At 60.0% G+C, this 12,642-nt stretch carries 10 protein-coding genes; 8 read left to right on the top strand and 2 right to left on the bottom strand.

Annotation, left to right across the window (positions count from 1 at the left end):
- Positions 1–51 precede the first annotated feature (51 nt).
- A complete protein-coding gene (gene tssK / locus DBP26_RS10865) occupies positions 52–1,386 on the bottom strand; it encodes a type VI secretion system baseplate subunit TssK (RefSeq protein WP_108237588.1) in 1,335 nt (444 codons plus the stop codon).
- 15 nt (positions 1,387–1,401) lie between these two features.
- Complete coding sequence (gene tssJ / locus DBP26_RS10860) at positions 1,402–1,908, bottom strand: type VI secretion system lipoprotein TssJ (protein WP_108237587.1); 507 nt, start codon at positions 1,906–1,908, stop codon at positions 1,402–1,404.
- A gap of 786 nt (positions 1,909–2,694) precedes the next feature.
- Between tssJ and tssA the strand changes: the two genes are divergently transcribed.
- The 8 genes from tssA to tssH all read left to right on the top strand — a co-directional run bounded on the left by tssA (position 2,695) and on the right by tssH (position 12,592).
- Positions 2,695–3,708 carry a type VI secretion system protein TssA gene (gene tssA / locus DBP26_RS10855; protein ID WP_108237586.1) on the top strand — a complete coding sequence of 338 codons (1,014 nt, stop codon included), beginning with the start codon at positions 2,695–2,697 and terminating at the stop codon, positions 3,706–3,708.
- Between the two features lie 106 nt (positions 3,709–3,814).
- On the top strand, positions 3,815–4,330 hold the full coding sequence (tssB, locus tag DBP26_RS10850) for a type VI secretion system contractile sheath small subunit (protein ID WP_108237585.1): 516 nt from the start codon (positions 3,815–3,817) through the stop codon (positions 4,328–4,330).
- Positions 4,331–4,345: 15 nt separating this feature from the next.
- Entirely contained in the window at positions 4,346–5,839 is a 1,494-nt protein-coding gene (tssC, locus tag DBP26_RS10845) for a type VI secretion system contractile sheath large subunit (protein WP_108237584.1), read from the top strand.
- A gap of 96 nt (positions 5,840–5,935) precedes the next feature.
- Positions 5,936–6,424, top strand: a complete 489-nt coding sequence (locus DBP26_RS10840; RefSeq protein WP_108237583.1) for a type VI secretion system tube protein Hcp — start codon at positions 5,936–5,938, stop codon at positions 6,422–6,424.
- Between the two features lie 73 nt (positions 6,425–6,497).
- Positions 6,498–7,019 (top strand): type VI secretion system baseplate subunit TssE, encoded by a 522-nt coding sequence (gene tssE / locus DBP26_RS10835; protein ID WP_256601272.1) that lies wholly within the window; start codon positions 6,498–6,500, stop codon positions 7,017–7,019.
- A complete protein-coding gene (tssF, locus tag DBP26_RS10830) occupies positions 7,016–8,875 on the top strand; it encodes a type VI secretion system baseplate subunit TssF (protein WP_108237581.1) in 1,860 nt (619 codons plus the stop codon). The genes tssE and tssF overlap by 4 nt, the downstream gene beginning before the upstream one ends.
- The gene (gene tssG, locus DBP26_RS10825; RefSeq protein ID WP_108237580.1) at positions 8,839–9,918 is read left to right on the top strand and encodes a type VI secretion system baseplate subunit TssG; all 1,080 of its coding nucleotides are present in this window, start codon (positions 8,839–8,841) and stop codon (positions 9,916–9,918) included. The genes tssF and tssG overlap by 37 nt, the downstream gene beginning before the upstream one ends.
- Positions 9,911–12,592: a type VI secretion system ATPase TssH gene (tssH, locus tag DBP26_RS10820; protein WP_108237579.1), complete on the top strand. Its 2,682-nt coding sequence runs from the start codon at positions 9,911–9,913 to the stop codon at positions 12,590–12,592. Before tssG ends, tssH begins: the two co-directional genes overlap by 8 nt.
- Positions 12,593–12,642 lie beyond the last annotated feature (50 nt).

Genomic DNA, 12,642 nt, shown 5'->3' with positions numbered 1-12,642 from the left:
GCCGCCGGGGATCGGGTGGTTGAACGGGTTTTGATTGGAAGGCATCGTGCGTTATCCCCGGATGGCCCAAAACGCGAGGCTCAAGCCGGGAAACTCGCCTGCAATGTGTAAGGCGAAGCCCCCGGAATGCGCCAGCTGTTGCCAGTGTTCACTGCCACGATCCAGCTCGTAATACGTAGAGCCCGCATGAAACGGAATCTGCCGTGGGGCCACCGGCAACGGCATCAGGTTGATACCCGGCAATTGCAGGTTCACCAGATCACGAATGTGTTCCACCGAGCCGATCTTGCTCTGTTGAGGGAAGCGACTGCGCAGGGTTTCGCCGGGCATGTCGGCCCGCACCACCAAAACGAAACAGGCATGATCGATCAAGGTGCGGTCCGTCAGCATCGCGACATGGACACCGTAGGCTTTTTCAACGATGTCGATTGGCGTGGCCTTGGTATCGATCAGCATCGACAAGGCTTCGCGCAAGGCGAGGATGACCGGTTCAAAGGTCTCGGCCAGGGCATCGTGCCTGTAATGCCCATAGGTTCGAGGTCGCCGGTCGTCCTGGGCGAACGTGGCAAACTCGCCTGCCAGACTGACCAGTTCACTGTAGAACCGCTCCGGGTGCAGCGGACTGAGTTCGCTGAGATGACGAAGCTGCGGTTCGGCCCGGTTGATCAGTTGCAGCAACATGAAGTCGGCAATTTCCGAAACGCCGCCAGCGCTCGAAGCGACAACCCGCCCGGCCAACGCTTCGCCCCGTTGATGCAGCAGGCCCAGCAGCTCACTGCGAAAGCTCGCCAGGGGTTTGGAAGCCGCAACGTCGAGTACCGGCGGGATGTAGCGGTGATCAAGGCGCAATGCGCCATCGGCCGATTTTTGCGAGACGAGGGCGACCCCGATTGCGGCATATTCGCCCAGCCCGTCCGTGTCGGTCAGCAGACGTAGCGCCCGCGCGCCCACCGCCACCGGAGCCCGGTTTTCGAACGGCGAATTGTCATCCCTTACTTCACGCACTTGGCTGATGAATCGAGCGCCTCCCACAGCCTCGCCTTCATCCACCGTGTCTCGCTGCCCTGCACGTTTGTGCGGCAACGCAAGATAGACAATGGCGTCGCGCGGACCGCTTTCGACGTGCAGTGGCGCGGGAGGCAGGTCGTCATGGGGAATGTTGAACGGCGTGCCGTCAGGCAACAGCCCCCGTGCAGAGGTGATCGCCAGCTTGCCCTGACTTAGCAGACCCTCATCCAGCAACAACTCGGAGAACCCCCAAGCGCCTGCCGATAAAGGACGACTGCGTGCATCGATGAGGTTTTCCAGGTAGCGGTCATGCTGCTGAAAGTGTTGGGTGCCAATGAACATGCCTTCCGACCAGACCACACGATTATTCCAGGACATGAGTTCTCCGAATGCCTAGTGAGCAGAGTGAATTGAAGGGGCGGACAGGGCGGTACGGACCGCCAGGGTGTCGAGGGCGATATCGAATTCGTGGGACATGCGCGGGGGAACATCAAGCACGGCGCGCCAGAGCGCCTGGTCGAGCTCACGATAACCAACCACCAGCCCGACCCGCCGCGTGGCGGCATCGAGCGTCCGCTCGACCGTCAGATGCTGGCCGGGTTGCAGCAGCACTTCGTCCTGATCGACCAAGTCGCTACCCAGCGAATCCTGCGCTCGCTCCGCTAGGGCGAAGTAGTCGGCACGGTTGAAACTCGCGGCGTTTTTCAGCTCGAACAGACGCACCCGAACCGGCGTAGGCTGACCGCTCCCACCAGGGTTAAGCCCGTCAGCGGCGGTGAAATGCAGTACAACCCGGGAGGCTTCAGTGGCCCCCTCAACCGGGTTCGGCGGTGCTATGTGTCGGGAACACGCCATCAGCAACAGTGCCATGGCGGCGGCCAATCCAACTCTTTGAAACATCCTGCGCCCTCATGACGAACTGACTGGCTATCCGTTATTCCGCTATCGCTCATTCAGGAAGCGATGCCGCTGTGGACAAGGCTGCTCGTAGGCACGACGGCATACGGGGCAGAACAGAAGCACAAAGTTCAATTCGTCTTAGTGTGAATGTGTGAGTAAAGCTCGGGGCAGTGCTAACAGCCCCGCGCCGAACACGTGCCGACTAGCGCGCCCCCACAGTTGCCTGGTTGAAAGCAGCCATACGTATATAACTAGCGTAATGCCATTAACAACGGAACTATCCCTGCTCTGGAAACATTTAGTCATTGCCGAGTGCGACTTAATGGCTAAAGAGCCCTGGCTGCTTAAAGTTTTTCAAAATGATGCGCAGCCGTTTGGCGGAAGGCAGCGCCAGTCCATCCGATTGGCACAACGCCGCCCTGCACTCGCCTCCTGAACGCCGAGACCCTTTAAAACCGCGCTCTCGATAGATTGAACCAGTCAAGATTCAATCAGCAAACGCAGGCTCTAAACTTCTTTTACACAATCTTACACATCTTATAAAACCCGAGAAATACTGCCGACCACTGAGAAATTACATACCCCATTAGTGTACGAATCTGTCTGAAGCGGCGCATAGCTTACCTTGACATTCGGAAACTTACACAACAAAAATAAACAACTTTTCGAATTCACCGATACCCGCTTGCCATCAAGCTTGATCAGCTAGAACGACATTTCCTTATTTCTTGTAGGAAGTTTCTTCGTCAGTTAGTGAGTTCCCCCACGCCGATAAGGAGATCGATCTTGGCGGATTGTTTTTTGTTGCTCGCACCCGTTTCCGCAAGTTCTCCGTGCGGCGATAACTTGGAATACGACGCGGACTTTCTAGAACTGGAGCGCAACGCCCAAGGTAAGCCCGAGCGCACGATGGGCGAAGCCGTGCATCCCGCAGAACCGCCAGATTGGCGGCAAATCGAACAGTTCTCCGTCGCGCTCTTGCAGCGCAGCAAAGACTTGCGCATCACCCATTTTTTTCTGCAAAGCGCGTTGGCCCTCCACGGCTTTCAAGGGCTGGCCAATGGCCTGACGCTGATTAACGGTCTGATCGGTCAGTACTGGTCCACCCTGTACCCGCGACTGGAGGCCGATGACCATGACGATCCCACAGTACGCATCAACGTGCTTTCCGGTATCGCATGCCAGACGACTATCCGGTTGCTGCGCGAAAGCCTGCTGACTCGATCGCGTGCGCTAGGCCCGATCAGCCTGCGAGCGGCATTGCATGCCAGCGGTTTGCAGGCTGTCGCGGACGAACACTTGACGCCGAACGAGCTGGCAGGCGCGCTGCGTGACAGTGACCCCGAACACTTGTCCGAGCTGCGCGCAGCGTTACAGGAAGCCCACAGCACAGCAGATGCGATCGAGCAGTTCGTTTCACGTCAGGTCGGCTCCGCGCGCGGTGTCGATCTCTCTGCACTCAAGCAACCGCTCAAGCAGGCCCTGCAGATTCTGGGCGAATACGCGTCCACCCCGGAACGCCTCGCGCCGCTGCGGGAGGGTTCCCAAGAGACCGCAGCAGTCGAAATCAACGCAACCATGCCTCGCATGTGCAGCGATATCGCCAACCGAGAAGGCGTAATCAGCAGCCTCGAGCAAATCCTCAGCTACTACGCCCGCCACGAGCCTTCCAGCCCGCTGCCGTTGCTGCTGAACCGAGCGAAGAGCCTGGTCCACAGCGACTTTGCCGCCATCGTGCGCAATCTGATTCCCGACGGTCTGTCCCAATTCGAAAACTTGCGGGGCCCTGAAGCCGAATGAATCGGGGCGCCTGCCTGTGCGCCCCTTCAAGCAAAGAACCCGCAATCCGTTACCGGCCAAGACCGATGACACCAATCACGTCGCAGGAGCGACCAGGAGGAGCAACGTGGCGAACACCAGTTCTCAGAAATTCATTGCGCGCAACCGCGCCCCACGGGTGCAGATCGAGTACGACGTCGAGCTCTATGGGGCCGAAAAGAAAGTCCAGTTGCCGTTCGTGATGGGCGTCATGGCCGACCTGACGGGCAAGCCTGCAGAGCCGCTGCCCGCGGTGGCGGATCGCAAGTTTCTGGAAGTCGACGTCGACAACTTCGATTCCCGCCTGAAGGCCATGCAGCCCCGCGTCGCCTTTCATGTGCCGAACGAGCTGACCGGGGAAGGCAATCTGAGCCTGGACATCACGTTCGAGAGCATGGGCGACTTCAGCCCCGCCGCAGTGGCTCGCAAGGTCGATGCCCTGAGTCAGTTGCTGGAAGCCCGTACCCAACTGGCCAATCTGCTGACCTACATGGACGGCAAAACCGGCGCCGAAGAAATCATCTTGAAAGCGATCAAGGACCCTGCCCTGTTGCAGGCCCTGGCCAGTGCGCCAAAACCCGACGAAGCCGAGCCCAAGGCCTAATCAGGACGAACGATCATGACCGAATTGCTGCACGACAATCAGCCACAGGCCAGCCAGACCGAAGACGCCGATGCGTTCGCCTCGCTGCTGTTGCAAGAATTCAAACCCAAGACCGAGCGCGCTCGAGAAGCGGTCGAAACCGCAGTGCGCACGCTGGCCGAACAGGCGTTGGCACAGACCGATCTGGTTGCCAGCGATGCCATCACCTCCATCGAGGCGATCATTGCGGCCATTGACGCCAAACTCACTGCACAGGTTAACCAGATCATCCATCACGCCGAGTTCCAGCAAGTCGAAAGCGCGTGGCGTGGCTTGCATCATCTGGTCAACAACACCGAAAGCGATGAGCAACTGAAGATCCGCGTGTTGAATATTTCCAAGACGGATCTGCACAAGACGCTGAAGAAATTCAAGGGCACGGCATGGGATCAGAGCCCGATCTTCAAGAAAATGTACGAAGAAGAATACGGGCAGTTCGGTGGCGAACCTTACGGCTGCCTGGTGGGTGATTACTACTTCGATCAGTCGCCGCAGGACGTCGAGTTGCTCGGAGAGTTATCCAAAACCTGCGCAGCCATGCACGCACCGTTCATCGCAGCCGCCTCGCCGACGGTGATGGGCATGGGCTCTTGGCAGGAGCTGTCCAATCCACGTGATCTGAGCAAAATTTTCACCACACCCGAATACGCGGGCTGGCGCTCGCTGCGCGAATCCGAAGACGCGCGTTATATCGGACTGACGATGCCACGCTTCCTGGCGCGCCTGCCCTACGGCGCCAAAACTGATCCGGTGGAAGCCTTTGCCTTCGAAGAAGACACCGATGGCGCCGACAGTGCCAAGTACACGTGGGCCAACGCCGCGTATGCGATGGCGGTCAATATCAACCGCTCGTTCAAGCATTACGGCTGGTGCTCACGAATTCGTGGCGTCGAATCCGGGGGCGAGGTCCGCAATCTCGCCGCACACACTTTCCCGACCGACGACGGCGGCGTCGACATGAAGTGCCCGACCGAAATCGCCATTTCCGACCGTCGCGAGGCCGAGTTGGCGAAGAACGGTTTCATGCCGTTGCTGCACAAGAAAAACACCGATTTCGCAGCCTTCATTGGCGCTCAGTCATTGCAAAAGCCTGCCGAGTACGACGATCCGGATGCCACTGCCAATGCCAACTTGGCGGCACGCCTGCCGTACCTGTTCGCCACCTGCCGCTTCGCTCATTACCTCAAGTGCATCGCGCGCGACAAGATCGGTTCCTTCAAAGAAAAGGACGAGATGCAGCGCTGGTTGCAGGACTGGATTCTGAACTACGTCGACGGCGATCCGGCGCATTCCACCGAAACCTCCAAGGCCCAGCATCCGTTGGCTGCAGCAGAAGTGACAGTCGAGGATGTGGAAGGCAAACCGGGCTATTACCAGTCGAAATTCTTTCTGCGTCCGCACTATCAGCTCGAAGGGCTGACAGTTTCGCTGCGGCTGGTTTCCAGACTGCCCTCGGCAAAAAGCGCATAGCGGAACCCACGCTTCAAAAAAGAGCGTGTCGTTCACAAACAGTCGGGCACCGGCTCCGACTGACCACAACGTGGTGAAGACCACAAGGGAGAAAAAATGGCTGTTGATATTTTCATCAAGATTGGCGACATCAAGGGCGAGTCCATGGATCAGGCCCATAAGGACGAAATCGATGTGCTGGCCTGGACGTGGGGGATGTCCCAGTCCGGCAACATGCACGTCGGCGGCGGGGGCGGAGCGGGCAAGGTCAACATTCAGGACCTGTCGCTGACCAAGTACGTCGACAAGGCCACGCCAAATCTGATGATGCACTGCTCCAGCGGCAAGCACATCGATAAGGTCACCTTGACGGTGCGCAAGGCCGGCGGGGAGAGCCAGGTCGAATACCTGGTGATCAACCTGGAAGAAGTCCTGATTACATCGCTGACCACCGGTGGCTCAGGCGGCGATGATCGCCTCACCGAAACCATCACCCTTAACTTCGCGCAGGTGCTGGTGGAGTACCAGCCACAGAAAGCCGACGGCACAAAGGACGGAGGCCCGATCAAGTACGGCTGGAATATCCGCTCCAACACCAAACGCTGATTGTTGACGCCCTCGGTACTTCTCGCCGGGGGCGTCTACCACCTTTATCGACTCCGTTTTCGGTGCCCGACCTATGGCGTTACCTCTGGAAATGAACGTGCGCGAGCGTCTGCAGCCGTCGTTGCTGGACCGTCTCACCGATGAAGAGCCCGCCAACCTGCAGGAAGGCGCAGACAAGCGGGTCATGTCGGCCACTCGACTCAAAGCATCGGTAGTACGTGACCTGACTTGGCTGTTGAATACCACCTCGTCGCTGAATGTAGAAGGTTCCCTGGACCTGGCAGCCGCGACGTCGGTGATCAACTACGGCTTGCCTGCGCTGGCGGGCAACAGCTCGTCGAGCGTTGATGTCCGCGTTCTTGAGGGTCTGATCCACCGAGCCATTGCGACCTATGAGCCGCGCATACTGCGCCACACCTTGCGTGTACGCGCCCAGGCGTCGCCTGAGCATATAACCCACAACGCCCTGAGCTTCGAAATCGAGGGCGACTTGTGGGCGCAGCCTTTGGCGCTGCCACTTTTGCTGCGCACCGATCTGGATCTGGAATCCGGCCATGTGCACGTCATGCCTGCCGAACAGCGGAGACGTTCATGAATCCACGCCTGCTGGAGTTTTATAGCCAGGAGTTGCAACACGTGCGCGAAAGCGCGGCGGAGTTTGCCAGGGAGTACCCGAAAATCGCCGGGCGCCTGGGCCTCTCAGGCATCGAATGTGCCGATCCCTACGTCGAGCGCCTGTTGGAAGGCTTTGCCTATCTCACGGCCCGGGTGCAATTGAAGCTCGACGCCCAATACCCGACGTTCACCCACAGCCTGCTGGAAATCGCCTACCCGCATTACCTTGCCCCCACCCCTTCGATGACCGTGGTGCAGATGCAGGTCGATCCGGAAGAAGGCTCGCTGCAGGACGGTTTTACCCTGCCCCGTGATCGCGTGCTGCGAGCAACGCTCGGGCCCGATGCCCAGACCGCCTGCGAATACCGCAGCGTTCACCCGGTGACGCTGTGGCCGTTGAGCCTCGGCGGCGCTGATTATTTTGGCAATCCCGCCACCGTGCTCGGGCGTCTCGCCGCCAGCGAACCCGACGCCAAGGCCGGCCTGCGCATTTCACTGAAAACCGGCGCCGAGATCCCGTTCAACACCCTCGCCCTGGACGACCTTCCCCTGTACCTGAAGGGCGCGGACGAACTGCCGTTTCGCCTGTACGAACAACTGATGGGCAATGCCTGCGCGGTGTTTGTTCGCCAACCGGGTGCAGACTGGGTCGAACGCCTGCCGAGCGACGCCCTGCAACCCTGCGGCTTCGATGATCGAGAAGCCGCGATGCCCGTCGTGGCACAGGCATTCCAGGGCTATCGGCTGCTGCAGGAATACTTCGCGCTGCCCCAACGCTATCTGTTCGTCAACTTCACCCAATTGCGGCGCGCCGTACAGCGCTGCTCGGGAGCGGAGTTGGAACTGATCGTATTGTTCGGGCGGTTTGACCCGACGTTGGAGGGCAACGTCGGACCACGACAGTTCGTGCCCTTCTGCACCCCGGCGATCAATCTTTTTCCGCGTCGCGTGGACCGCATCCACCTGTCTGAGCGGGTCAACGAGCATCATGTGATCGCCGACCGCACGCGGCCGACTGATTTCGAAATCCATTCGCTGACCGGTGTCGTCGGTCACGGCACCGGGCCAGAACAACCCTTCCTGCCCTTTTACGCGGTACGTGACCCCTCGCGATACGGCCGGGGCAAGGCCTTTTACACGTTGCGTCGCGAGCCTCGCATGCTCCCCAGCGAACAGCGCCGCACCGGTAACCGCTCGCCTTACGTGGGGAGCGAGACCTTCGTCAGCCTGGTAGACGGTCGCCAAGCGCCCTATCGCCACGACTTGAGACAACTGGGTATCACTGCGCTGTGCACCAACCGCGACCTCCCCCTCTTCATGAACGTAGGAGGCGGCAACACCGACTTCACGCTGGCCGACAGTGCACCGGTCAAATCGATTCGCTGTGTCGCCGAGCCGAGCCGACCTCGTGCCAGCCACGCACACGACAGCACCGCCTGGCGTTTGATCAGCCAGTTGTCTTTGAACTACCTGTCCTTGAATGAAAAAGGCCAAGGAGCGGCCGTTTTGCGGGAACTGCTGCGCCTCTACGGCAATGATCACGATCCTGCCCTTCAATTGCAGATCGAGGGGCTACACGATGTCAGCAGCAAACCTTGCACACGGCGCCTGCCGATGAAGGGTCCCGTTGGGTTCGGTCGCGGCTTGGAAATCACCCTGACTTTCGACGAGAACGCCTTCCGGGGCACCGGTGTATTCTTATTGGGTGCGGTGCTTGAGCGCTTCCTGGCGCGCTACGTCTCTATCAACAGTTTTACCGAGACGGTGATTCGCACCCACGAGCGCGGCGAGATCACTCGATGGAAAGCCACGCCTGGCAGGCGGCCGACGCTGTGAGTAGGCTCGCTGACATGCATGAGGCGCCTTGGGACTATGACTTTTTCCAGGCGCTGCGGCGAATCGAATGCGAATTCCCGGAATCGCCGCGCCTGGGCCGTTCACTGCGCCTGAAAGATGACCCATTGCGACTTGCTCAGCAGCCCGATTGTGCATTCGCGCCTTCCACGCTGGCCGCACTGACCCCAGCGCAGAACCACCAACCCGCACGCCTGGAGCAATTCTTTTTTGGCCTTGGCGGCCCGAACGGCCCATTGCCATTGCACCTGACCGAATACATACGCGAGCGCCAGCGCAATCACGCGGACAGCACCAGCAAACGCTTTCTGGATGTGTTCCATCATCGCCTGCTGAGCCTGTTCTACAGGGCTTGGGCCGAAGCGCGACCGACCGTCAGTCATGACCGTCCCGACGATGACTACTGGTCTGCACGACTCGCCGCTATAAGCGGACGCGGCATGCCTGGCTTGCTGGGCCAGGGGCTCATTCCCAAGACTGCCACGTTGCATTTCAGCGGGCACCTTGCGGCGCAAACCCGCTATCCCGACGGGCTCAAGGCCATTCTGGAAAGCTATTTCGGCTTGCCAGTGGAAATCGAGGAGTACATCGGTCAGTGGCTGGACGTTCCGGAGCGCAACCGTCTCGGTATCAGCGCCCATCAACTGGGTGTCGACTTTTGCCTCGGGAGCCATGTGTGGGATCGGCAACACAAGTTTCGTATCCGTCTGGGACCGCTCACGCTCGACGAATACCGAGCCATGCTGCCCGGGGGTAAGCCACTTGGCCATCTCGCGGCGTGGGTCGATGAGTATATGGGGCGCGAGATGGACTGGGACCTCAATCTGGTGCTTCGACACTCCCATGCCCCGGTTTTTCAATTGAACGGTCAGTTGCGTCTCGGCTTCGACACCTGGCTGGGGCAACCCGGGGGGGACGCTCGTGACCTCTTACTCAATCGCCAGTACGCCCATCAGGCAACCGCGACAGCGCCCGACGTGGTGACGTCGCCCCCTCTTTACGCTAGGAGCACCGAACATGGGTGAGATTAGCCGCGCAGCGCTGTTCGGCAAACTCAACAGCGTTGGCTACAAGGCCATCGAAGCCGCCACCGTTTTCTGCAAACTACGAGGCAATCCCTACGTGGAGCTGGCTCACTGGTTCCATCAGTTGTTGCAATTGCAGGACTCGGACCTGCACCGGATCATGCGTCAGTTCAACGTCGAACCAGCGAGGCTGACCCGTGACCTCACCGATGCGCTGGATCGCCTGCCAAGGGCTTCAACTTCGATCACCGACCTGTCTTCTCACGTCGAAGAAGCGGTGGAACGCGGCTGGGTCTACGGCAGCCTGATGTTTGGCGAAAGCCAGGTGCGCACGGGGTATCTGATCGTGGGCATTCTCAAGACGGCAACGCTGCGCCATGCCTTGCTGGGGTTGTCCTCAGAATTCACCAAGGTCAAGGTCGAGATCTTGAGCGAGCGGTTTGATCAATTCGTCGGTGACTCCCCGGAGAACGCACTGAGCGCCAGCGACGGCTTCCAGATCGCCTCAACCCCAGGCGATGCCCGTGGTGCCCTAGCGCCGAGTGCGATGGGCAAACAGGACGCGCTCAAGCGCTTTACCGTCAACCTGACCGAGCAGGCGCGTGACGGCAAGCTGGACCCTATCGTCGGGCGCGATGAAGAAATCCGGCAGATGGTCGACATTCTCATGCGTCGTCGTCAGAACAACCCGATCCTGACGGGCGACGCGGGGGTCGGTAAAACGGCAGTGGTCGAAGGGTTCGCCTTGCGCCTGGTGGCAGGTGACGTGCCCCCAGCGCTCAAAGAGGTAGAGCTGCGCAGTCTCGACATCGGTCTATTGCCGGCCGGCGCCAGCATGAAGGGCGAGTTCGAACAGCGCCTGCGTCAGGTCATCGAAGATGTCCAGGCCTCGCCCCAGCCCATCATTCTCTTCATCGATGAAGCCCACACGCTGGTCGGCGCGGGCGGCGCGATGGGCACAAGTGATGCAGCGAACCTGCTCAAGCCGGCTCTGGCACGTGGCACATTGCGCACGATTGCCGCGACGACCTGGGGTGAATACAAGAAGTACATCGAGAAAGACCCAGCGCTGACCCGTCGTTTCCAGGTTGTGCCGGTCAGCGAACCGTCGGAAGCCAAAGCGGTGTCGATGATGCGTGGCGTGGCTTCGACCATGGAGCGACATCATCAGGTCCAGATCCTCGACGAAGCGCTGGAAGCATCGGTCAAGCTCTCCCAGCGGTACATTCCGACGCGCCAGTTGCCAGACAAATCCGTCAGCCTGTTGGACACCGCCTGCGCGCGGGTCGCCGTCAGCCTGCATGCGGTACCGGCGGAAGTGGACGACAGTCGCCGCCGCATCGAAGCGCTGGAAACCGAGCTGCAGATCATCGCGCGAGAGCATGCGGTGGGGATCGACACAGGCATTCGTCAGTGCAGTAGCGAGACGTTGCTTGTGGAGGAGCGGGCGCGGCTCACGGCGCTGGAATGCCGCTGGGCGGAGGAGAAGGCGCTGGTCGATGAGCTGCTGGCGATCCGCGCAGAACTGCGCGAAAACACCGGGGTCGCTGATCAACCCTCAAGCGCCGTACCCAGGCGGGAGCTGCGCGAGACGCTGGTGGACCTGCAATCCCGTCTCAGCGCTCTGCAAGGCGAAAACCCTTTTATTCTGCCGACCGTGGACTATCAGGCCGTCGCATCGGTGGTCGCTGACTGGACCGGTATTCCCGTCGGCCGCATGGCGCGCAACGAACTGGAAACAGTGCTCAACCTCGACCGGCACCTGAGCAAACGCATCCTCGGTCAGGACCACGCTCTGCAAATGATCGCCAAGCGTATCCAGACCTCGCGCGCCGGACTCGACGATCCGAACAAACCTATCGGGGTGTTCATGCTCGCGGGCACCTCAGGCGTGGGCAAGACCGAAACAGCGTTGGCCCTGGCGGAAGCCCTATACGGTGGCGAACAGAATGTCATCACCCTCAACATGAGCGAATTCCAGGAGGCGCACACCGTGTCCACCCTCAAGGGTGCGCCGCCGGGCTATGTGGGGTACGGCGAGGGCGGAGTGCTGACCGAGGCGGTGCGTCGCAAACCTTACAGCGTGGTGCTGCTCGACGAGGTGGAAAAGGCCCATCCGGACGTGCATGAGATCTTCTTCCAAGTCTTCGACAAGGGCGTGATGGAGGACGGCGAAGGCCGCGTGATCGATTTCAAGAACACGTTGATTCTCCTGACCACCAATGCCGGAACCGAGTTGATTTCCCATCTGTGCAGCGAGCCGAACAACGTCCCCGATCCCGGAGCCATCGCCAAGGCTCTCCGCCAACCGCTGTTGGAGATTTTTCCGCCCGCGCTCCTTGGGCGCCTGGTGACCATTCCGTACTACCCGCTCAGCGATGCCATGCTCAAAGCCATCACCCGCCTGCAGCTCGACCGCATCAAAAACCGCGTGGAAAAAACGCACAGGGTGGCGTTCGACTACGAGGACGAGGTAGTCGAGCTGATTGTTTCGCGCTGTACCGAGACCGAAAGCGGTGGCCGAATGATCGACACGATCCTGACAAACACCTTACTCCCCGACATGAGCCGCGAGTTCCTGACACGCCTGCTCGATGGCAAGCCGATGGCGCGGGTCATGATCGGTGAACGAGATAACCAATTGGCTTACCAGTTCAGTGATGTCGGGGCCTGATGCGACCCCTCGTGCATGCGCTGGCGAACGCGCTGATTCCGGAAATCAAG

The organism is Pseudomonas sp. RIT409, assembly GCF_003052515.2.
GTDB lineage: Bacteria > Pseudomonadota > Gammaproteobacteria > Pseudomonadales > Pseudomonadaceae > Aquipseudomonas.
This window is presented reverse-complemented; position numbering and strand designations above follow the sequence as displayed.